Genomic DNA, 21,371 nt, shown 5'->3' on the forward strand with positions numbered 1-21,371 from the left:
GAGACTTAGGTTCAGGCCCAACACGAATTCCCCCGATGGAGAGAAATCATGACGACCGTTGCTGTCACGGACGAAACCTTCGACGCCGAAGTCAAAAACTCCGATATCCCCGTTCTGGTCGATATCTGGGCTGAGTGGTGCGGCCCCTGCAAGCAGATTGCCCCCGCGCTTGAGGAGCTTTCCAATGAGATGGAAGGCAAACTGAAGATCGTCAAACTGGACGCCGACACCAACCCTACGTCGGTCATGGCCATGGGCGTTCGCGGCATCCCCGCGCTGTTCATCTTCAAGAACGGCGAGATCGTCTCTAACCGCACCGGCGCCGCCCCCAAGGCCGCGCTGAAGAACTGGATCGACGAATCCATCTGAGATCATTCGCCTGATATGACATTTGATAAGGGGCGCCACTGTGGCGCCCTTTTTCGTGTCCGGTTGCGGTCAGAGCGGGATGCCACCACGACGCAATGCACCTGCAATCTTTTGAGGCGCATCGTCGCGCCCTGCATTTATGCTCATCTTTTGCCAAAACCACCATATATAGGTGGCGAAATCAGGTCTATGCTCTGCGATCTGGTCAAAGTCCTCTGGACCCAGAGCAATGTGATGAAAGTCGATCCGCCCAAACAGCAGCGCTGGCTTTTCAAAGAAGAACCCCGAAAATGCTGCCGCCGAGTTCTCGGTCACGACATAATCGCAGGCTTGTAGGCATTGCTCCATCGGTGCCTTGCTCAGCTGCAAACGTGGAAAACGCCGCGACAGATCCTTTACGGCACGCAGTTCCGCTTTGGAGTAGGTCACCTTTGGGTGCAGGGTCGCCAGGATCTTGCGATGCGGATCACCCTCCAGGGTTCGCTCAAGCATCTCGATAGGGGCGCAGGTCTGAAACAGACGATGCTCCAGCAGGCGCGATTGCAGCGGCACGTAGACGGCTCCCTCGCGCGTCGCCTTACTGGGCGCGTCTTTGAAAAGTCGCTTCTGCCAGCGCTTGAAGAACGTCTGTGCCTCAGCCCTGTCAATCTCTTCGGGACGGAACGTGCGCCGGGCCACCCGCCAATTCCAACGCTCGGCAAAGGGCTCAATCGCCCAGAAGGGGTAGTGGTAGACCCGACGAAACGTCAGGGCGCGGTCATGGGTCGGGTGTTCCATGTGAAACAACGCGTACCCGGGCTTGTCAGGGGCGTCGGCGCGGGCGCGCGCGCCCGTTTCCTCCAGAGAAATGGCATAGCCCGCGTGCCCCAACACCTCGGTCACCAGAGAGAGGAAGTTATGCTGACCGGCGGCCGCGCTCGCCAGCAGTCCGGGCTCAAGATACAGCCGCATTTCTCTGGGGTGATCCATGGCCGAAACGCTACCCGCGGCACAAAGCTGCGGCAAGCGGGATATGGCCCAAGCCCTTGCCGCCCCGCTCCAAGGCCCTCATATACCCTCCCAGACCAAAGGAGATTTACATGGCAGAGAGCGACTTTCCCGGCTGGCACGGTACGACGATCATCGGCGTGCGCAAGGGGGGCAAAGTGGTCGTCGCAGGTGACGGGCAGGTTTCCCTGGGTCAGACCGTCATCAAGGGCACAGCCTGCAAGGTGCGCCGTCTTTCGCCCGGTGGCTACGACGTTGTGGCGGGTTTCGCGGGCTCCACTGCCGACGCCTTCACCCTTCTGGAACGGCTGGAAGCCAAGCTTGAGGCAACGCCCGGCCAGCTGGCCCGCGCCAGCGTTGAACTGGCCAAGGACTGGCGCACGGACAAGTACCTGCAAAAGCTTGAGGCAATGCTGATCGTCACCGACGGCAAGGATCTGTTCGTCATCACCGGTGCCGGCGACGTTCTGGAGCCTGAGAATGACATCGCAGCGATCGGATCGGGCGGCAACTTCGCCTTGGCCGCGGCGCGCGGAGTCTATGACTATGTCGAAGACCCGGAACAGATTGCCCGCAAGGCGATGGCGATTGCTTCGGATATCTGCGTCTACACAAACGGAAACCTGACCGTGGAGAGCATCGGCTGATCGCCGGTCGCCCTGAAAGGACCCCTTCATGACTGACCTGACACCCCGGGAAATCGTCTCGGAACTCGACCGTTTCATCATTGGCCAGCAGGACGCCAAGCGCGCCGTGGCAGTGGCCCTGCGCAACCGCTGGCGCCGCAAGCGGCTGTCCGATGATATCCGCGACGAGGTGTATCCCAAGAACATCCTGATGATTGGTCCCACCGGCGTCGGTAAGACCGAGATTAGCCGCCGTCTGGCAAAACTGGCCCGCGCGCCCTTCATCAAGGTCGAGGCAACGAAGTTCACCGAAGTCGGCTATGTCGGCCGGGACGTCGAACAAATCATCCGCGACCTCGTCGACAGTGCCATCGCTATGACCCGTGAGCACATGCGCGAAGATGTGAAATCCAAGGCCCATGAAGCCGCCGAGGAACGCGTGATCGACGCCATCGCTGGCACAGATTCACGGGACGGCACGCGCGAGATGTTTCGCAAGAAACTGCGCAGCGGCGATCTGGACGAAACTGAAATCACGCTGGAGGTGGCCGACACCTCGAACCCGCTCGGCGGGATGGAGATCCCTGGTCAGCCCGGCGGGCAGATGGGCATGATGAACCTCGGCGACATCTTCGGCAAAGCCTTTGGCGGCCGCAAGGTCACCAAAAAGCTACGCGTGGCAGACAGTTACGCTCTGCTGATCAGCGAAGAGGCCGACAAGCTGCTGGACGAGGAAACGGTGAACCGCGCCGCTCTCAGCTCGGTCGAGGAAAACGGCATCGTCTTTCTGGATGAGATCGACAAGGTCTGCGCCCGCACCGATGCCCGTGGTGGTGACGTGTCCCGTGAAGGTGTGCAGCGCGACCTGCTGCCGTTGATCGAGGGCACGACGGTATCGACCAAGTATGGCCCGGTGAAGACCGACCATATCCTGTTCATCGCCTCGGGGGCCTTCCACATTGCGAAACCCTCCGACCTGCTGCCCGAACTGCAAGGCCGCCTGCCGATCAGGGTTGAGCTGAAACCCCTGACAGAGGGTGATTTCGTTCGTATTCTGACAGAGACCGACAATGCGTTGACCCTTCAGTACTCGGCCATGCTGGGCACCGAGGACGTCAACGTCACCTTCACCGAAGACGGTATCGCGGCCCTTGCGCGTATCGCGGCCGAGGTAAACCAATCCGTCGAAAACATTGGTGCACGTCGGCTTTATACTGTGATCGAGCGGGTGTTCGAGGAGCTTTCCTTCAACGCCCCTGACCGCGGTGGCGAAACGATCGCAATTGATGCCGCCTTCGTCGACAAGAATGTCGGAGCGCTTGCGGCCTCCTCGGACCTCAGCCGCTACGTGCTGTAAGCGCGGTCTAGCGGTTGCGTCGCAGATATATGTAATAGGCTCCGGCCCCGCCATGTCTGGCGTGGGCCGAGGTCACCTGCAGCACCAGCTGAGACAGGGGCGGTATCGACAGCCAGTGGGGCAACTGGTGGCGCAGGACTCCGTGGCGCACGGGGATGGGGCCGTCCTCGGCCTCCTTGCGGCCCTTTCCGGTGATGACCAGCACCAGACGGCATTCATTCTGAACGGATCGAAAGATAAACGCGCGCAACGACTGGTGCGCCCGTTCTACCGTCATGCCATGCAGATCGATCCGCGCCTCTGGCAAAAGTTTGCCTTTGGTCATGCGAGTGTGGGTCTTCTTGTCCATGCGCACGGGCGCACTGCGCAGCCGTTCCCCAATCGGGGCCAGCAAGTCGTGTGCTCCGGCACTGTGCGACGCTTTCTGGCCCAACTGAAAGGGCATGATGTCATGGTGCGGGGCAGGGGGATCATCTTCCGGAACCTGACGACGTTCCTTCTTGACCACCGGCTGCGCGACAGTCTTGCGCGCAGGGACCAACCGCTCGGTCGAGCTGGCGACCTTCTCCCACAGTTCCAGCTCCTCGGGGCGCAGAGGGCGACGGCGGCGGCTCATTGGATATCCTCAATCAGCATCGCATAAGCCCGCTGGATCGGCATCAGCACGATCAGGCGCCCTGCGTCCTTCATGCGGCCAGCCTCACGTCCCGCGCCTTCACCAGTGCCCATGAAGACATCTGCGCGCTGCGGGCCTTTTATGGCTGATCCTGTGTCCTGAGCTATCATCAGGCGCCGCATACCACGAAAGCCCTTCTTTTCAATCCAAACCGGTGCTCCCAGTGGGATAAAGGCCGGATCAATGGCAAGACTGCGGCCCGGAGTGATCGACCGGTTCATCGCCCCTTTCGGCCCCGCGTCAGGGGGAACGTCCTCAAGCACACGGAAAAACACGTAGTTGGCGTTGTGGCGCAACAATTCTACGCCCTCGACCGGGTTGCGTTTGACCCAATTGCCGATGACCTTGGCAGAAACCTGATGCGGCTCATAAATCTCACGTCGGACCATTTCCTGACCGATCGAGCTGTAATCCTGGCCATTGTTTCCCGCATACCCAAGGCGGATATGATTGCCGTCCGGCAGCCTGATACGGCCCGAACCCTGTATTTGCAGAAACAAAAGTTCAACAGGGTCGTCGACCCAGGCTATCTCAAGCCCGCGTCCGGCCAGGATGCCCGTCTCCTCGATCTCCCGCCGTGTGAGCCACGGTGTGCCGCTCTCCATCTCCGGGGGCATTGCGTAGACGGGATAGCGAAAGCGGCGGCTGGGGGTATTCGATCCGTCGAGTTCAGGCTCGTAGTAGCCCGTGAACACGGCAGGGGTGCCGTCCTGGATCAGAACCGGAGCAAAGAACATCTCGAAAAATGTGCGGGCATGATCGGTGCTGTCTCTGGCGAGATGACAAATCGCCTGCCAGTCCGCATCCTTCATATCGCCGCAGGTGTTCAGAAAAACGTTCAAAGCGGCTTGCTGATCGTCCGCCGACCAACCGCTCAGACCTTCATAGTCCAGAACAGCATAGGTCGGCGTGAAAGGATCAGAGGCAGCAATGGCGGGAAGCTGGGCAAGCGCGGCACTGCAGATCGCCACATATGCCGCAGCCGCCCGATGGATCATTCGCCCGTGGCGACAAGCTGCCAGTTGAGGTTGTCGGAGCCGATTTTGCGCTCGAACGTCCAGATATCCAGCTGTGTCTTGATCTTGCCCGGCTCACCTTCGACGATCTCGCCGTTGGCGTCGCGCACGACCTGGGTCAGTTGGCCGAGGTAGCGCACAGTGAATTCTGCCGTTTGGGTATCGGCGTCGAACTCTGCCTCACTCAAGGTCATTTCCTTGACGCCGACAAACTCGCCCTCGACCGTCAGGCCCTGCTGTTCGCGCATATCCACGACCTGCGCGAAGCTGGAATAGACGTCGGGCGCCAGAAACTCGCGCACATCGTCCAGCTCACCCTTCTCAAAGCCCATCAGGATCATCTCATAAGCAGCACGCGCGCCACCAAGGAATTCGGAAACGCTGAAGTCCGGCTCGATCGACTTGATATTGGTGATGGCTTTGGCGGATGCGCTGTTCTCGGGAACGTGATCGGTGATGTCCGGATCCGGTCCCCCGTCGATCACTTCAAAGTTCGATGTGCGCGCCGCGGGCACGGGATTAGTGGCGACGGGAGGTTTTTCAAAGCCTTCCCTCGTTCCAAGGACATTTTTAAGACGCAGGATCAGGAAAACGGCGATCCCCGCAAGAACCAGTAGCTGGAGAATAGGCGAATTCATGAAAACCTCTTGGACCTCTGGGCATGGTAACAGAATGAACTCGCTCTTATGTAGGTGACGCGCAGGGTTGAGTCCACTCTGCCACCCGAAAGAGGAGTAAGTTCCATGTGGCTACTGTTGGCGTTCATCGCAATCCCGATGATTGAAATCGCCCTATTTATTCAGGTCGGCGGTCTGATCGGCCTCGGCTGGACGCTGGCCATCGTTCTGTTCACCGCTGTGTTGGGGACCTGGCTGGTACGCAAACAGGGCGCTCTGGCTCTGAACAACATCCGCAGGAGCTTTTCCGAGCTGTCTGATCCGTCGGCCCCACTGGCCGATGCCGCGATGATCCTGCTGGCTGGCGCGCTTCTGGTCACTCCCGGTTTTTTCACCGATGCGCTCGGCTTTGCCCTGCTGACCCCGGTGTTTCGCCACGCTGCTTTCAACTTTCTGCGCAAGCGCGTGAAAGTGCAGAGCTTTAGCATGGGTTCGGGGCCCACCCAGAGACCAAGCCCGGATTCTGATATCATTGAGGGCGATTATTCCGAAATTGATCCGCCCAAACGCCCCACTCACAACCCGTCTGGCTGGACCCAGCACTGAGATCCGGAAACCTGATCTTTATGACTTGCCACATATCTCATTGTGGCGTTGAGACGCGTTGGCCAAGCTGGTAGGACATTCGCCAACATCTCAACCTTCCGCAGGAGCAGACAAATGGCCGATGATCTTCCCAATGGTGCCGCACAGCAGGCACCACAGGTAAAAATGAACGTACTGACGCAGTATATCCGCGACATGTCGTTCGAAAACATCCTGGCGCGCAAACCCGCAACTGGCCAGGTGCAACCGGACGTCAAAGTTCAGGTCGCCCTCGACGCGAAAAAGCGCGAAGCTGACAATCAGTTCGAAGTGCTGATGAAGCTGACGATCAATTCTGTCGCCAAGGACACCGGCGACTCCATGTTCCTCATGGAGCTGGAATATGTCGGTATCTTCGCCATCGAAGGTGTTCCAGACGAGCAGATGCATCCCTTCCTGTTGATCGAATGCCCGCGGATGCTGTTCCCCTTCGTGCGCCGTATCGTCAGCGATGTGACCCGTGACGGTGGCTTCCCGCCATTGAACCTCGACACGATCGACTTCGTTCAGCTCTATCGCGCCGAACTTCAGCGTCGTGCGGCGGCTCAGCCGACTGCACCGGCCAACTGATCGGCATCAGCCGAGCTTTTTCCAGATCGCGGCGTCGCCCATCTTGTCGACAAACTTGGCATGGGCGGCGCTCTCCGTCTCGCTCAGCCGCGAGGGCAAAGCGGCGGGCCTAGGACGCGGGCGCCAATCATCATCAATCTCTACGGTCGTTTTGCTTTCCTGTTTCGGGGCCAACACCAGATCGGGCTGACGGCCACCGACCAGCTCAAGATACACTTCGGCCAAAATCTCGGAGTCGAGCAGGGCCCCGTGCAGTGTCCGCGCGGAGTTGTTGATCCCAAAACGACGGCAAAGCGCATCGAGCGACGCAGGCGACCCTGGGAACCGCTTGCGCGCAATCGCCAACGTGTCGAGCGCCTGAGATATCGGTATCTTTGGCTTGCCCAGCCAGCCCAGCTCCGCATTCAAAAACTTCATATCGAAGCTGGCATTGTGGATGACCAAGCGCGAGTCACCGATGAAATCCAGAAAATCTTGCGCAACATCCGCGAAGACCGGCTTGTCGGACAGAAACTCCTCGCTCAACCCGTGCACACGGAACGCATCATCAGGCATGTTGCGTTTGGGATTGATATAGACGTGAAACGTCTCTCCAGTCGGCATGTGGTTCAGCAACTCAACAGCGCCGATCTCGACCAGACGGTCCCCCTGATCAGGTTCAAAACCGGTGGTTTCGGTATCGAGGACGATTTCACGCATTGCTGAGGCCTTGTCTGATTGTCGAAACGATGGCTGCCACCTGCGCTTTCGCATGTTCAACAGTGTCCGTCAAAACAACGTAGGTTGCGCGTTGGCGTTTTTCCGCATCGGGCAGCTGTTTGGACAGTATCATTTCAAACTGTGCCTCGGTCATGGTCCCCCGTGACATGACGCGCGCTCGCTGTATTTCAGCAGGAGCAGTCACAACGACCGTCGCGTCGACTCCTTGCGATCCGCGCCCCTCAAACAGCAGGGGAATGTCGAGCACGACGATGTCAGATATCGCATTTGCCACGAAGGCTTGTCTGTCATCTGCCACCAAGGGGTGCACAATCGCCTCGATACGGGGCAGTGCCGTCGGATCCTCAGCAATGATCTTCTTCAAGACGTCGCGCGAAACTGACCCGTCGCGTGTCGCCTCAGGGAACACCCCAGATAAAGGGACCACGGCAGATCCGCCAATGCCATACATGCGGTGCACAGCTGCATCCGCGTCCCATACATCACAGCCTTCCGCAGCGAACAGCTTGGCCGTGGTTGACTTCCCCATCCCGATCGAGCCGGTCAATCCTATCAAAAAGCTCATTTCAAGGCGGCCGCGCGCAGTTCAGGCGTCACCTCTGGCCGTTGACCAAACCAACGCTCAAACCCCGGCACGGCCTGATGCAGCAGCATGCCAAGCCCATCGACAGTCGTGCATCCAGCCAACCGCGCCGCCTGCAAGATCGGTGTCTCCAAGGGGTTATAAACCAAATCGGTCACGACTTGCCCCTCATGCAGACCATCGAGTGCCACATTCAGACCAGAATTTCCGACCATGCCCAAAGACGTGGTGTTCACCACCAAATTCGCGTCCGCTATCATGGAGCCTGCCTGTGACCATTCGACGACGTGCAAGCGAGGGCCAAACTCCTGTCGCAATGCATGGGCGCGCTCGATCGTTCGGTTTGAAATCAGAATTTCAGGCACCTCTGCCTCAATCAGGGAGCATATCACAGCCCGTGCTGCACCTCCGGCTCCGAGCAAGGCGGCAGCGCCTACTTTAGGATCCCAACCGCGCGCGCGCTGATGAAGGTTCTCAATAAATCCATACCCATCCGTATTGTCGGCGAATATTTCTCCATCTGCACTGAAAAATAGGGTATTTGCGGCGCCAATGGCCTTCGCGCGGTCTGAAATCCGATCTGCAATTTGGAGAACCACTTCCTTATGAGGGATCGTGATATTCACACCCACGAATCCAACATTCGGAAGCGTATGCAAAACTTCTTTCAGCTTTTCTTCTGTCACATGCATGGGGATGTAGTGGCCACGCAAGTTCAGTGACTTAAGCCAGTAGCCATGCACTTGAGGAGACCGCGAATGCGCTATCGGATTGCCGATGACACCGGCGAGCGGGATGCGTTCATGGGTCATGAGTCGATAACTCCTCTTAACGCCAGGTAATCCAGGATCTCAAGCAGAGGCAGCCCCATGACTGCAAAATGGTCTCCATCGATCTTGGAAAAAAGTCGGCTCCCTTCTGCTTCGACTTGGTATGAGCCACAGGCATGGGAAATTTCGGGCCAGTTTCGTGAAATATAAGAGTCCAGGTAGCTGTCAGAGATCGGCCGCATCGTCATTCTGACGTCACTGACCTTGCGCCAGATCGCCCTGCCGTCCTGACAAATCACGGCGGCAGTGAACAGTTCATGCGTTTTGCCCGACAAAGTCCTTAACTGCGCCCCTGCGTCGTCACTGCTCTCAGGCTTCGATAAAATTCTTCCGTCAAATGCCAAGACTTGGTCACAGCCTATGATGAAAGCACTTGGCTCTTTCATGCTGACTTTCTCGGCCTTGGCTTGTGCGAGAGCGTCCGCGATGTTTCGCGGGCTCTCCCCCTCGGCGAGCATAGCACTCTTAATCATTTCTTCATCAACGCGTGGCTTCATGACGCTGAAGGACACGCCGGCGCGCTGTAACAGTTCCGCCCGTATCGATGAACCTGAAGCCAAGATGATGCTGTGTTGCATGGGGATAACCTAGTGAAAAACTCGCTATAAAGTCTGGCTAACTTCTGGAAAAAATTGACGCTGAGCGCAAGGGGCGTGCCCCCCTGTGGGGGACTCACCCGAGTCGGCTGAGTCGTTCGAGAAACGCCCTCTGTGGAGAAGAGTAACCTGATTTGTTCTTTCTCAGGATTCGCCCCAGAAATGATCCACAGTTGGACGTAAATCAATCTGATGGTCTTTTGCTCTCACATCCGACTGAAATCATTGGATGAAAAAAAATACGGTGGAAAACTTTCCTTAGATGACTCCAAGTTTACCCCCAACTTATCCACAGTGTGTAAGACCGTATGGAAAACCAAAGTATCCACAGAAAGAAGCGGTACTACATCAAACAACAATCTTTTCTTTAAATAGTATTGAAGGGTATGAGGGAGACCGATGAACGGAGATCGCGCATGTCTGACTTCCTCGCTCTGGCGTACCCATGGACGAAAAGTCTTCACATCATTGCTGTGATCAGCTGGATGGCAGGGATCTTCTATCTGCCAAGACTTTTTGTGTATCATGCTGAGCAGGGGCAGAACGCACAGGTCGATCAACTATTCCGAACGATGGAGTACAGACTGCTGCGCGCGATCATGAACCCAGCCATGATCGCAACCTGGATCTTCGGCCTCGCACTGGTTTTCACACCCGGCATCGTGGACTGGTCCTTTGTCTGGCCCTGGACCAAAGCCGCAGCGGTGCTCTCAATGACATGTTTTCACCATTGGCTGGGAAAACGACGTAAGGACTTCGAGCGTGGCGAGAATGTTCTTACAGGGCGCCGCTACCGAATGATGAACGAAGTTCCGACGCTTTTGATGATGATCATCGTCTTCTCCGTCGTCGTGAAGTTCTAGAAGAATTGACTCAATCCGTTCCAGCGCCTATGTACCGCGCCAAGTCGCCCGTCCGGGTGAATTGCTTTCCAGACATAGAACTGATCGCGTGCTCCTCAGTTGAGCCGATCAAAGGACATTTATTCGATGAGTGAGAACCGCCTCAATCTGTACGATCTCAAGGCAAAAAGCCCAAAGGATCTTCTGGCCATGGCCGAAGAGCTGGAGATCGAGAACGCCTCGACCATGCGCAAGGGCGAGATGATGTTCCAGATTCTTCGCGAACTCGCGGATGAAGATTGGCAGATCGGCGGCGATGGTGTGCTGGAGGTCCTGCAGGACGGTTTCGGATTCCTTCGGTCGCCAGAAGCGAACTATCTTTCCGGACCGGACGATATTTATGTCTCTCCGGACATGATACGGCAGTTTTCGCTGAGGACTGGGGATACCGTTGAAGGCTTGATGAAGCAGCCTGACGACAACGAACGGTACTTCGCACTGACAACGGTGTCTTCGATCAACTTTGAAGATCCTGAAAAGGCGCGCCACAAAATTGCGTTCGACAACCTGACACCGCTCTATCCGGATGAGCGGCTGAAGATGGAAGTTGAGGATCCCACGATCAAGGATCGTTCTGCCCGAATCATCGACCTTGTTGCGCCGATTGGCAAAGGTCAGCGCTCTCTGATCGTTGCTCCCCCGCGGACTGGTAAAACGGTTCTGCTTCAGAATATTGCAAATTCTATCGAGAAAAATCATCCTGAGTGCTATCTGATCGTTCTGCTGATCGATGAGCGCCCGGAAGAGGTGACTGATATGCAGCGTTCTGTAAAAGGTGAGGTCATTTCCTCAACCTTTGACGAGCCTGCGACGCGCCACGTAGCAGTTTGCGAGATGGTGATCGAGAAAGCTAAGCGCTTGGTAGAACACAAGCGAGATGTTGTTATCTTGCTTGATTCGATAACTAGGCTTGGTAGGGCATTCAACACTGTGGTGCCTTCATCGGGTAAAGTTTTGACGGGCGGCGTCGATGCAAACGCTCTCCAGAGGCCGAAACGGTTCTTTGGCGCAGCTCGGAACATCGAAGAAGGTGGCTCCCTGACCATCATTGCAACGGCGCTGATCGACACTGGCAGCCGTATGGACGAGGTGATTTTTGAAGAATTCAAAGGCACGGGTAACTCGGAAATCGTCTTGGATCGCAAGGTTGCCGATAAGCGCGTCTTCCCTGCTATGGATATTCTGAAGTCCGGGACCAGGAAAGAAGAGCTTTTGGTCGACAAAATCGACCTGCAGAAAACGTTTGTTCTTCGCCGGATACTCAACCCCATGGGTACGACGGACGCGATTGAGTTCCTGATTTCAAAATTGAAGCAGACGAAGACAAATTCTGACTTCTTTGATTCCATGAACACCTGATCTGGGCACTCGCTCGGGGAGGAATGAATATGGATACCATCTTTGCCCTAGCGTCAGCGCCAGGCAGGGCAGGCGTTTCGATTGTTCGGATATCAGGCCCCTTGGCTTTGATGGCTGCTGAAAACTTCGGAATCAAAAAGGCGATACCCCGGCACGCTCTTCTGAGGACTTTAAGAGACGCCGATGGCGAAGTCCTCGACAGTGCTTTGGTACTTTATTTCGAAGGACCTGAAAGCTTCACGGGCGAGGACGTTATTGAACTGCAGCTCCATGGCAGCCCGGCAATTATCACGAGTGTTTTGCGCACATTGGGAGATATGTCAGGGCTCAGGATGGCTGAAGCGGGGGAGTTCACAAGAAGAGCCCTCGAAAACGGCAAGATGGACCTATCGCAGGTGGAGGGTCTTGCCGATTTGATCGACTCTGAAACTGAGGCCCAGAGACGCCAGGCACAAAGGGTTTTTGCCGGAAAACTCGGTGAGATCGTTCAAATTTGGCGCCGCGATCTGATAAGAGCAGCGGCGCTACTGGAAGCCACAATCGATTTTGCTGATGAGGACGTACCTGTTGACGTCCGACCTGAAGTGAATCAGCTCCTTTCCGATGTGCAAACGAGCCTCAAAAGCCAAGCCATTGGTGCAGAAGTTGCTGAACGCGTGCGTAACGGGTTCGAAGTTGCGATTATTGGAGCACCGAATGCGGGTAAATCGACTCTTCTCAACTACTTAGCGGGTCGCGAAGCCGCAATAACTTCATCGATAGCGGGTACAACTCGCGACGTTATTGAAGTGCGCATGGATTTGCGCGGATTGCCAGTTACTCTTCTAGATACGGCTGGTTTGCGCGATACCGATGATGTTGTTGAAGCAATAGGCGTGGAACGTGGTAAAGCTCGCGCTGAGCAAGCAGATCTTCGTATTTATCTCTTAGCTCCTGGCGAGACTCCTCTATTTCCCATGAAAGCGGATGACTTGGTCCTTCGTGCCAAGGTTGATCTTTATGACGACCTCGATGGTGTAAGTGGTGTAAGTGGTGTAACGGGGCATGGTGTCGATTCGCTGATTGATCGGTTGGCGACAGTTTTCACCGAACGCTCGTCTCTGGTTGCTACGGCAACACGCGAGCGCCACCGGCTGGCAATCCTTCGTTCATTAGAGTATCTGACTAATGCAAGAAATATGTTGCGTGATTCCGCTTATGGTGAGGATGTGATTGCCGAAGAGCTTAGGTCAGCTATCCGCTCGCTTGATTCTTTGGTAGGCATCGTCGACGTGGAAACTCTGCTTGGTGAGATTTTCGCTAGTTTCTGCATCGGTAAGTAGGAGTTGTTTCACGTGAAACAATTGGATTTTGACGTAGTGGTAGTCGGTGGCGGTCATGCTGGTTGCGATGCAGCCCATGCTTCTGCGCGCGTTGGAGCGAAGACTGCGCTTATCACGCTGAAAATGGATGGAATCGGCGTGATGTCCTGTAATCCAGCCATTGGAGGGTTGGGTAAAGGTCACCTAGTTCGGGAGATAGATGCTCTCGACGGGCTGATGGGAACGGTTGCTGATAAAGCTGGCATTCAATTTCGGTTGCTAAACAGGCGCAAAGGTCCTGCAGTTCAAGGACCGAGAGCACAAGCAGACAGGTTTGTCTATAGAACAGAAATGTTGAAGCAGATGACCACACTCCCGGGCTTGAGCATATTAGTTGGTGAGGTCGTTGACTTTATTATGCACCTTGGGCGCGTGACAGGTCTCGTGCTGTCTGATGGCTCAGAAATAACCGCGCGATCAGTGGTTCTGACAACTGGGACATTTTTACGCGGTTTGATTCATATAGGCGACAAGAGTTTTTCTGGTGGCCGGATGGGCGACAACGCGGCGAATCGCCTTGGTGATCGAATGGACAGTTTCGGTTTGCAAATGGGACGTTTGAAAACAGGGACTCCACCAAGGCTGGATGGAAAAACAATCAATTGGGACGTCTTGGAAAGCCAGCCGGGCGATGAAACTCCCGTGATGTTTTCTTTTCTTTCTAATAAGCCGAATTTGAAACAGGTTTCATGTGGTATCACACACACTAACATGAAAACTCACGATATTATCAGGGACAACCTGTCCCGATCCGCGATGTATGGTGGTCATATTGAGGGTGTGGGCCCTCGTTATTGCCCCTCAATCGAAGATAAGGTGGTCAGATTTTCAGATAAAGAGTCACATCAGATTTTTCTTGAGCCAGAAGGGCTGGGGGATCACACGATATATCCGAACGGCATTTCTACCTCACTGCCGCAGGATGTTCAGGAGGATTATGTCAGGTCGATTAAGGGTCTTGAAAACGTCCGTATTCTTCAGCCTGGATATGCAATTGAATATGACTACGTAGACCCTCGTGCACTAGATAGCCGGCTGGCGTTGAATGACGTGCCAGGTTTGTTTCTGGCAGGTCAGATTAACGGAACAACTGGATATGAGGAAGCCGCGGCTCAGGGGGTTGTAGCTGGTGTAAATGCTGCGAAAGAAGCGGTTGGCGGGGATCCTGTGTTTTTTAGCCGTTCCAACAGTTACATCGGCGTAATGATCGACGATTTAACTACGCGTGGGGTCTCAGAGCCTTATCGTATGTTCACTTCGCGTGCTGAATTTCGATTGTCGCTGAGGGCTGATAACGCTGATCAACGTTTGACTGACATCGGAATTGAAGCTGGGCTTGTTAAAAAATCGCGCGCTGAGCTCTTCTCCGATAAGATGGAACATTTGGAAAAGGGAAAGTCTCTACTCGAGGGCTGTGTCGTTTCGCCTAAGGTTCTGAATCAAAACTTTGTCAAGATTAGCGAAGATGGCAAACAACGGTCTCTCTATCAGGTTTTGTCGTTCCCTGAAGTTTCGGTATCTGATTTGGAAATGATTGAACCGAAGCTTTCATCTCTGAACGAAGAGACAAAGACGCAGCTAAAAAACGATGCGCTATATGCTACTTACGTGGAAAGACAACGTCATGACGCGGAGATTCTGAAGCGCGATGAATATCGGAATATACCTAGCAATTTCGACTATGGTCTGCTGGAGGGATTATCCAACGAGCTGAAGTTCAAACTTCGGACTGTTCGGCCGTCCAATCTCGCTCAGGCGGGTAGGATTGAGGGGATGACCCCGGCAGCTTTGGCGTTGATATTATCCAAGCTCAATCGGCAAAACCGGGAACGCTCTGCGTGAGTAAAAATGACATTTTCAACGATGTTTCACGTGAAACATTTGAGAGGCTCGAAACATACGTTGATCTTCTGGTTCGGTGGAACAGCAAGATCAACCTTGTGAGCAAGACAACAATCCCACAAGTTTGGGAACGCCATCTTACTGATTCTGCACAACTATTTTCGCTCAGCTCGACTTTCACATCTTGGGTGGACATGGGGAGTGGTGGTGGATTTCCAGGACTTGTAATCGCTATTTATGCTGCAGAGTTCTGTTCTGAAGGCCATGTAACTCTCATTGAGTCAGATCAGAGAAAGTGCGCATTTCTGAGAACAGTCGGTCGCGAAACTGGGGTCGATGTAACCGTCATTTCAGAAAGAATTGAGTCAGTTCCTCCCCAAAACGCAGACGTTATCAGCGCGCGTGCGTTGACGTCCCTTGATGGCCTATTAGAATTCTCCGTGAGGCATATGGATCCAAACGGCACAGCACTCTTTTTAAAGGGCGCGCGGTGGAATCTTGAACTGGAGGAGGCAAAGCGCCTTTGGCGCTTTCGTTACGAGGCCCATCAGAGTAAGACCGATCCAGAGGCTGTCATCCTAGAAGTCGGAGGAATCGAACGTGTCCAATAGTCCTGATTCAAAGGGTCCGAGGATTGTAGCGATTGCAAACCAGAAGGGTGGGGTCGGGAAAACGACTACCGCAATTAATTTGGGTGCTGCGCTTGTAGAGCAAGGGCGCAAGGTGCTTCTTATTGATTTGGATCCCCAAGGAAACGCCTCCACTGGCCTAGGTATTGAACCCGAAAAACGCGAAAATACCGCGTATGAACTACTCCTCGACGATGCGAGCCTCGGAGATGTAATTCAGGCTTCCTCGATCAAAAATTTTGACATTGTACCAGCGACGGTGGACTTGTCGTCGGCCGATATCGACCTGATCTCAAACGAGAAAAGGTCTCACCTTCTGTACGATGCACTTCGCCAGCCAGCGATGGATGCATACGAATATGACTATGTCCTTATAGATTGCCCGCCGTCTCTGAACTTGCTCACAGTGAACGCTATGGTGGCGGCGCATTCTATTCTCGTTCCACTGCAGAGTGAGTTCTTCGCGCTTGAGGGACTTTCGCAGCTTATGTTGACCATTCGTGAAGTCCGTCAGAGCGCAAACCCCAATCTGCGGATTGAGGGAATAGTTCTCACGATGTACGATTCACGAAACAATCTGAGCCAGCAAGTTGAAGAAGACGCGAGAAGTAATCTTGGAGATCTCGTGTTCAAAACTATTATTCCCAGGAACGTTCGTGTCAGCGAAGCTCCTTCGTTTTCCATGCCGGTTCTAGAATTCGACCCGACTTCAAAAGGTGCGATGGCATATCGAGCTTTGGCTGGCGAATTGCTTAAAAAACACGAAAAAGTCGCAGCCTAAAGTTGAGGAAACTGCCATGGAAAAGAAAAGAACGCGTGGACTTGGCCGTGGCCTCTCTGCACTTATGGCGGACGTAACGCATGAGGACGATGTTGCAGCAGTAGGCTCGTCACGGCGTCCTGACATGCTTGTTCCTATCGAGAACGTTGTCCCCAATCCTGACCAACCGCGCCGCACCTTTACGTCTTCGCAACTTGAAGAACTTGCGTCGTCGATCCGTGAAAAGGGTGTAATTCAGCCTCTAATCGTACGTCCCAAGCCAGGAAGTGTCGGCCAGTACGAAATCGTCGCTGGCGAACGTCGTTGGCGTGCGGCGCAAATGGCAAAGTTGCATGAGCTCCCTGTTTTAGTACGTGACTTCAATGACATAGAGGTTCTTGAAGTCGCCATCATTGAAAATATTCAACGCGCGGACCTAAATCCGATCGAGGAAGCTGCTGGATTTAAGCAGTTAATGGAGAAGTTCGGCCATACTCAGGAAAAGCTGGCTCAGGCTCTCGGGAAAAGCCGGAGCCATATCGCTAACCTGATGCGTCTTTTGCAGCTTCCAGATGAAGTCCGTGAGATGCTTCAGGAAGGCCAACTCTCTGCTGGCCATGCCCGTGCACTGATCACATCCGATGATCCCGTAATGTTGGCGCGTCGCGTCGTCGACAATGGATTGTCCGTGCGTGCGACTGAGCAACTGGCTAAGAAACCTGATGCAGCGCCCAGGAACGTGCGTGTAGGCCCAGCTGCGAGTAAAGCTCTCGGAGAAAAGGATGCCGATACGAAGGCGTTGGAGGGTGATTTGTCGGCTGCTCTTGGTATGAAAATCGAAATCGATCACATGTCCGGGCAGGAGTCAGGAAAATTGTCCATTCGATATGAGTCTCTTGAGCAATTGGATGCACTTTGCCAGATCCTAAGTGAAGCCCGTTAGGGCGAGTCCAGATAAAAATCAGGACGTACGCCAGAGATGCGCTCTGGAGCGAAATTAGAACTGGGCGCAATCAGAGTATAACTTGCAAGACGAAGGCACAGGCAATCGAAAGAGAAGGTAATTTCTAACTTTTTACGACATTCCACCACATGTAGTTCAGTTTTCAATCCTTGAACCTAAATATGGGTGTTAAATAGCCAGTTACGGAGGCATTTTGAGCCGTGGCTAAAGCAGAATGCGAGCGGAAATGCGAAGGGTACAGTCGGTAAATGTAGCTATACCGCTCCGACTGGGCCCAATTCGAGGCTAATCAGACTGATGAAAATCCAAATTTAGGGCATTCTTAGTCCGCCAGCAGAACATCCAGCACAGCATTCAACAGCATTCGGCCTTTGTCGGTCACAGATAGCTGTGAATGGTCTCGCTTGACCAAGTTCAGATCCGTCAGTTCAGAGATTTTAGATTCTGGTACGGGCGAGCCATTGAGGTTCTCAAAACGCCCAAGATCTATGCCTTCTCTCAGGCGAAGACCCATCAGAAGGTACTCCTGGGCCTGCTCTGGTCCGCTGAGTTCCTCGCGTAATTTGTCACCGTTCCCAGCCTCGGCGTGCTTTAGCCATTCTCCCGGTGCACGAAACGCCTCAGTTGCGTGCCTGTTTCCATTGAGCGTAACCCGTCCATGGGCCCCTGGACCGATCCCTAGGTAGTCGCCATAGCGCCAGTAGAGCGAGTTGTGCCGGCTACGAGCACCTTCACGTGCATGATTTGACACCTCGTAGCACTCAAAGCCATGTTCTGCGCATAGGGCTTGTGTCAACTCATACATATCTGCAGCAAGATCGGGATCTGGCAGACCGCGAAGCTTTCCACGTTTGTATCTGTCCCCAAAGGCTGTGCCATCCTCGACGGTCAGCTGGTATAGTGACAGGTGGTCTACTGCCAAGCTAAGTGCTTGTCCAAGCTCACTTTCCCATTCAGAAAGTGTTTGATCCTGACGCGCATAAATGAGGTCAAAACTCACGCGGTCAAAGTGAGCACGCGCAATGTCAAATGCCCGCATGGCTTCTTCAACGGTATGCAGGCGCCCGAGTTTTGCGAGATCGCGATCATTCAGCGCCTGGAAGCCCATCGAGATGCGATTGACGCCAGCGCTCGCATATCCCTTGAAGCGATCTGCCTCGACGGATCCAGGGTTAGCTTCAAGGGTGATTTCGACGTCGTTGCCCTGCGGCCACAACCGCCGGATGGTGGATATGACGGCATCGACGGTCTCCGGCTCCATCAGGCTGGGGGTACCACCGCCAAAAAATACGGATTGTACAACCCGGCCGGGCGTCAGCACAGAGTAGCGTTCCAGTTCAGTGACGTAGGATTTAATCCAACGCTTCTGATCTACATGTTGTGCTACGTGGCTGTTGAAGTCACAATATGGGCATTTTGATTGGCAAAACGGCCAGTGAACGTAGATGCCGAAACCGGCGTTTTGCCAATCCTCACTCAAAACAACTAGTCACAAGCTTGGCGAAAGCATCTGCCCTGTGGGACATCGCATTCTTGATGTCCGGATCCATCTCGGCGAAGGTTTCATCGTAGCCTTCAGCTTGGAACATGGGGTCGTAGCCGTGTCCCTGTTCGCCGCGCATAGGCCATGTCAGCTGGCCATTAACCTTGCCGACAAAAATTTCGTCGTGACCGTCTGGCCAGGCAAGACAGAGTGTGCAGTTGAACGCAGCCGTACGGGGGAGGGGCGCGTTCTTTTCTTCCAGAAGCGTCCAGACCTTTTCCATCGCCATCGGAAAGTCCCGGCCGTTGGGAGTTTCTGCCCAATCCGCCGTATAGACACCGGGCGCACCATCCAATGCATCGACCGAGATCCCACTATCATCGGACAACGCGGGTAGGCCGGTTTGCTTGGCTGCAAAATGCGCCTTGATCCGCGCGTTCCCGATGAAATTATCCTCGGTTTCCTCAGGCTCTTCCAGCCCATGGTCTGCAGCGGAGCTTACAGTGATCCCGTAGGGTGCCAACAGATCCCCAATTTCGGCAAGCTTGCCTTTGTTATGCGTCGCAATGACCAATTCTTTGCCGTCAAATTTACGCATTTGTGGCCTCTTTCTGAATCGCAACCAGCTCATCAATGCCCTTCTCGGCCAGATCGAGAAGTTCGTTCATCTGTGCGCGGGAATAGGTGGAGCCTTCCGCCGACATCTGCACTTCGATGAGTTTCTTCGTGCCCGTCATGATGAAATTACCATCAACGCCAGCTTCGCTGTCTTCAGGGTAGTCGAGGTCCAGAATGGGTTGGCCAGCGTAAATACCACAGGAAATCGCCGCGACCGGATCTACCAGCGGGTCAGAGACGACATCGCCTGTCTTCATGAGCTTGTTGACTGCCAGACGCAAGGCGACCCAACCGCCGGTGATCGACGCGCACCGCGTGCCACCATCGGCCTGAATGACGTCACAGTCGATTGTGATCTGGCGTTCGCCCAAGGCGACACGATCGACACCAGCGCGCAAAGAGCGACCTATAAGCCTTTGAATCTCAACGGTTCTTCCGCCCTGTTTGCCCATTGCAGCCTCACGACGCATGCGCGACGTTGTCGAGCGCGGCAGCATCCCATATTCAGCAGTGACCCATCCCAGACCAGAGCCCTTGATGAAGGGCGGCACGCGCGGCTCAATGGTCGCGGTGCACAGCACGTGGGTGTCACCGATCTCGATCATGCAGGAGCCCTCTGCATGTTTCGTGACGCCGGTTTCGATTGAAACTGCGCGCATTTCGCTTAGATCTCTTCCAGATGGTCGCATCGGATACCCCTTTATCTGCGGCCCCTGATATGCAAGCGGGTGGTGCAAAGGCAAGCCCCGTTGACCTTTCGGCACTGTGCACTCTAATGGCGTCTCGGGGAAGGTTGAGGATATGAATACCAACAAGTCGATCCTTAACGAGTTGAACGACCGGACACGTGAGGTGTTTAGACGGGTCGTTGAGGGATATCTGGAGACAGGTGAGCCCGTAGGCTCGCGTACCCTTACACGGCTGATGAACGAAAAGGTCAGCGCGGCCACGGTGCGCAACGTGATGCAGGACCTCGAATATATGGGCCTGCTGGATTCGCCGCACGTGAGTGCAGGGCGGGTGCCGACGCAGCAAGGCTTGCGGATGTTTGTCGACGGTCTGCTGGAGGTCGGAGATCTGGCCAGTGATGACCGCGAAAAGATCGACGCGACGATCGGCAACGGCGGCGATGTCGGTGCTATTCTTGATCGCATAGGCTCCGCGCTGAGTTTCGCGACGCGCGGCGCCTCTCTGGTGCTTGCGCCCAAGCATGAAGCACCGATCAAGCACATCGAATTCGTTGGTCTGGGCCATGATCGCGCGCTGGTCGTTCTGGTTTTTGCAGACGGGCATGTCGAGAACCGCATCTTCAACCCTCCGCCTGGGCAGACGCCAAGCTCGATGAGGGAGGCCGCCAATTTTCTGAACTCCCTTATGGCGGGGCGCACGCTCAGCGATCTCAAAACGGTTGTTTCACGGGAAATCGACGCGAAAAAACAACAGATTGATGGATTGTCTCGGGCGCTTGTCGAAAGTGGATTGGCGGTCTGGGATGGCGAAGGCGAGACCTATGAGCGACTGATCGTACGGGGGCGCTCCAACCTGCTGGACAGTGAAGAGTCCGATCTCGACAGGATCCGTGTGCTGTTTGACGACCTTGAGCGCAAGCGGGATATCGCCGAATTCCTCAACCTGACCGAGGGCGGTGAGGGTGTGAGGATTTTTATCGGTTCTGAGAACAAACTTTTCTCACTTTCGGGTTCCTCTTTGGTGGTCTCTCCTTATATGAACGCTGATCGAAAGATTATCGGTGCGGTAGGGGTCATCGGGCCCACGCGGCTCAACTATGGGCGCATCGTTCCGATCGTGGATTACACGGCGCAGCTGGTGGGGCGGATGATTTCCGACCGCCGCTAGTAGC

At 54.8% G+C, this 21,371-nt stretch carries 24 protein-coding genes; 13 read left to right on the forward strand and 11 right to left on the reverse strand.

Annotated elements, in window-relative coordinates:
• Positions 1 to 48 precede the first annotated feature (48 nt).
• Entirely contained in the window at positions 49 to 369 is a 321-nt protein-coding gene (gene trxA / locus F3W81_RS15070; protein ID WP_193079943.1) for a thioredoxin, read from the forward strand.
• Positions 370 to 438: 69 nt separating this feature from the next.
• Here the strand turns inward: trxA and F3W81_RS15075 are convergent, their stop codons facing one another.
• The gene (locus tag F3W81_RS15075) at positions 439 to 1,338 is read right to left on the reverse strand and encodes a hypothetical protein (protein ID WP_226941701.1); all 900 of its coding nucleotides are present in this window, start codon (positions 1,336 to 1,338) and stop codon (positions 439 to 441) included.
• A 110-nt stretch (positions 1,339 to 1,448) separates the two neighbouring features.
• Here F3W81_RS15075 and hslV point away from each other — a divergent pair, with 110 nt between their 5' ends.
• Both hslV and hslU read left to right on the forward strand, forming a co-directional pair.
• The gene (gene hslV, locus F3W81_RS15080) at positions 1,449 to 2,003 is read left to right on the forward strand and encodes an ATP-dependent protease subunit HslV (protein WP_193079944.1); all 555 of its coding nucleotides are present in this window, start codon (positions 1,449 to 1,451) and stop codon (positions 2,001 to 2,003) included.
• A 28-nt stretch (positions 2,004 to 2,031) separates the two neighbouring features.
• Positions 2,032 to 3,339, forward strand: coding sequence for an ATP-dependent protease ATPase subunit HslU (gene hslU, locus F3W81_RS15085; RefSeq protein WP_193079945.1), 1,308 nt, complete (start codon positions 2,032 to 2,034; stop codon positions 3,337 to 3,339).
• A gap of 7 nt (positions 3,340 to 3,346) precedes the next feature.
• On the opposite strand, the gene F3W81_RS15090 is transcribed toward hslU, so the two are convergent.
• From F3W81_RS15090 to F3W81_RS15100, 3 genes are read right to left on the reverse strand one after another with little or no spacing between them, the layout of a single operon-like run.
• Complete coding sequence (locus tag F3W81_RS15090; protein WP_193079946.1) at positions 3,347 to 3,955, reverse strand: Smr/MutS family protein; 609 nt, start codon at positions 3,953 to 3,955, stop codon at positions 3,347 to 3,349.
• A complete protein-coding gene (gene mltA, locus F3W81_RS15095; RefSeq protein WP_193079947.1) occupies positions 3,952 to 5,013 on the reverse strand; it encodes a murein transglycosylase A in 1,062 nt (353 codons plus the stop codon). The genes F3W81_RS15090 and mltA overlap by 4 nt, the downstream gene beginning before the upstream one ends.
• The gene (locus tag F3W81_RS15100) at positions 5,010 to 5,669 is read right to left on the reverse strand and encodes a Tim44/TimA family putative adaptor protein (RefSeq protein ID WP_193079948.1); all 660 of its coding nucleotides are present in this window, start codon (positions 5,667 to 5,669) and stop codon (positions 5,010 to 5,012) included. Before F3W81_RS15100 ends, mltA begins: the two co-directional genes overlap by 4 nt.
• Before the next feature lie 105 nt (positions 5,670 to 5,774).
• Here F3W81_RS15100 and F3W81_RS15105 point away from each other — a divergent pair, with 105 nt between their 5' ends.
• Together F3W81_RS15105 and secB are read left to right on the forward strand one after the other, a co-directional pair.
• On the forward strand, positions 5,775 to 6,254 hold the full coding sequence (locus tag F3W81_RS15105; RefSeq protein ID WP_193079949.1) for an FxsA family protein: 480 nt from the start codon (positions 5,775 to 5,777) through the stop codon (positions 6,252 to 6,254).
• Between the two features lie 114 nt (positions 6,255 to 6,368).
• Positions 6,369 to 6,863 carry a protein-export chaperone SecB gene (gene secB, locus F3W81_RS15110; protein WP_193079950.1) on the forward strand — a complete coding sequence of 165 codons (495 nt, stop codon included), beginning with the start codon at positions 6,369 to 6,371 and terminating at the stop codon, positions 6,861 to 6,863.
• Between the two features lie 6 nt (positions 6,864 to 6,869).
• On the opposite strand, the gene dnaQ is transcribed toward secB, so the two are convergent.
• The 4 genes from dnaQ to F3W81_RS15130 are packed head-to-tail and all read right to left on the reverse strand — an operon-like array spanning position 6,870 to position 9,574.
• Positions 6,870 to 7,562, reverse strand: coding sequence for a DNA polymerase III subunit epsilon (dnaQ, locus tag F3W81_RS15115; RefSeq protein WP_193079951.1), 693 nt, complete (start codon positions 7,560 to 7,562; stop codon positions 6,870 to 6,872).
• Positions 7,555 to 8,148: a dephospho-CoA kinase gene (gene coaE / locus F3W81_RS15120; RefSeq protein ID WP_193079952.1), complete on the reverse strand. Its 594-nt coding sequence runs from the start codon at positions 8,146 to 8,148 to the stop codon at positions 7,555 to 7,557. The genes dnaQ and coaE overlap by 8 nt, the downstream gene beginning before the upstream one ends.
• Positions 8,145 to 8,978, reverse strand: coding sequence for a shikimate dehydrogenase (locus F3W81_RS15125; RefSeq protein ID WP_193079953.1), 834 nt, complete (start codon positions 8,976 to 8,978; stop codon positions 8,145 to 8,147). Before F3W81_RS15125 ends, coaE begins: the two co-directional genes overlap by 4 nt.
• The gene (locus F3W81_RS15130; RefSeq protein ID WP_193079954.1) at positions 8,975 to 9,574 is read right to left on the reverse strand and encodes a Maf family protein; all 600 of its coding nucleotides are present in this window, start codon (positions 9,572 to 9,574) and stop codon (positions 8,975 to 8,977) included. Before F3W81_RS15130 ends, F3W81_RS15125 begins: the two co-directional genes overlap by 4 nt.
• Before the next feature lie 434 nt (positions 9,575 to 10,008).
• Between F3W81_RS15130 and hemJ the strand changes: the two genes are divergently transcribed.
• The 7 genes from hemJ (at position 10,009) to F3W81_RS15165 (ending at position 17,388) form a co-directional block, all read left to right on the forward strand.
• A complete protein-coding gene (gene hemJ, locus F3W81_RS15135; protein ID WP_193079955.1) occupies positions 10,009 to 10,455 on the forward strand; it encodes a protoporphyrinogen oxidase HemJ in 447 nt (148 codons plus the stop codon).
• A 126-nt stretch (positions 10,456 to 10,581) separates the two neighbouring features.
• A complete protein-coding gene (gene rho, locus F3W81_RS15140) occupies positions 10,582 to 11,853 on the forward strand; it encodes a transcription termination factor Rho (protein WP_193079956.1) in 1,272 nt (423 codons plus the stop codon).
• Between the two features lie 29 nt (positions 11,854 to 11,882).
• The gene (mnmE, locus tag F3W81_RS15145) at positions 11,883 to 13,175 is read left to right on the forward strand and encodes a tRNA uridine-5-carboxymethylaminomethyl(34) synthesis GTPase MnmE (RefSeq protein ID WP_193079957.1); all 1,293 of its coding nucleotides are present in this window, start codon (positions 11,883 to 11,885) and stop codon (positions 13,173 to 13,175) included.
• Positions 13,176 to 13,187: 12 nt separating this feature from the next.
• Positions 13,188 to 15,056: a tRNA uridine-5-carboxymethylaminomethyl(34) synthesis enzyme MnmG gene (mnmG, locus tag F3W81_RS15150; protein ID WP_226941702.1), complete on the forward strand. Its 1,869-nt coding sequence runs from the start codon at positions 13,188 to 13,190 to the stop codon at positions 15,054 to 15,056.
• A complete protein-coding gene (rsmG, locus tag F3W81_RS15155) occupies positions 15,053 to 15,667 on the forward strand; it encodes a 16S rRNA (guanine(527)-N(7))-methyltransferase RsmG (protein ID WP_193079960.1) in 615 nt (204 codons plus the stop codon). Before mnmG ends, rsmG begins: the two co-directional genes overlap by 4 nt.
• Positions 15,657 to 16,466, forward strand: a complete 810-nt coding sequence (locus F3W81_RS15160) for a ParA family protein (protein ID WP_193079961.1) — start codon at positions 15,657 to 15,659, stop codon at positions 16,464 to 16,466. The genes rsmG and F3W81_RS15160 overlap by 11 nt, the downstream gene beginning before the upstream one ends.
• A 16-nt stretch (positions 16,467 to 16,482) precedes the next feature.
• Entirely contained in the window at positions 16,483 to 17,388 is a 906-nt protein-coding gene (locus F3W81_RS15165) for a ParB/RepB/Spo0J family partition protein (RefSeq protein ID WP_193079962.1), read from the forward strand.
• A 343-nt stretch (positions 17,389 to 17,731) separates the two neighbouring features.
• Here the strand turns inward: F3W81_RS15165 and hemW are convergent, their stop codons facing one another.
• From hemW to rph, 3 genes are read right to left on the reverse strand one after another with little or no spacing between them, the layout of a single operon-like run.
• Positions 17,732 to 18,889 carry a radical SAM family heme chaperone HemW gene (hemW, locus tag F3W81_RS15170; protein WP_193079964.1) on the reverse strand — a complete coding sequence of 386 codons (1,158 nt, stop codon included), beginning with the start codon at positions 18,887 to 18,889 and terminating at the stop codon, positions 17,732 to 17,734.
• A complete protein-coding gene (gene rdgB / locus F3W81_RS15175) occupies positions 18,882 to 19,490 on the reverse strand; it encodes an RdgB/HAM1 family non-canonical purine NTP pyrophosphatase (protein ID WP_193079965.1) in 609 nt (202 codons plus the stop codon). Before rdgB ends, hemW begins: the two co-directional genes overlap by 8 nt.
• The gene (gene rph / locus F3W81_RS15180) at positions 19,483 to 20,199 is read right to left on the reverse strand and encodes a ribonuclease PH (RefSeq protein WP_193083920.1); all 717 of its coding nucleotides are present in this window, start codon (positions 20,197 to 20,199) and stop codon (positions 19,483 to 19,485) included. Before rph ends, rdgB begins: the two co-directional genes overlap by 8 nt.
• 112 nt (positions 20,200 to 20,311) lie before the next feature.
• On the opposite strand from rph, the gene hrcA reads away from it, so the two are divergent.
• Positions 20,312 to 21,367 (forward strand): heat-inducible transcriptional repressor HrcA, encoded by a 1,056-nt coding sequence (gene hrcA, locus F3W81_RS15185; RefSeq protein WP_193079966.1) that lies wholly within the window; start codon positions 20,312 to 20,314, stop codon positions 21,365 to 21,367.
• The last annotated feature ends 4 nt before the right edge of the window (positions 21,368 to 21,371 follow it).

This window comes from Pseudooceanicola spongiae, assembly GCF_014899185.1.
GTDB classification, from domain to species: domain Bacteria; phylum Pseudomonadota; class Alphaproteobacteria; order Rhodobacterales; family Rhodobacteraceae; genus Pseudooceanicola; species Pseudooceanicola spongiae.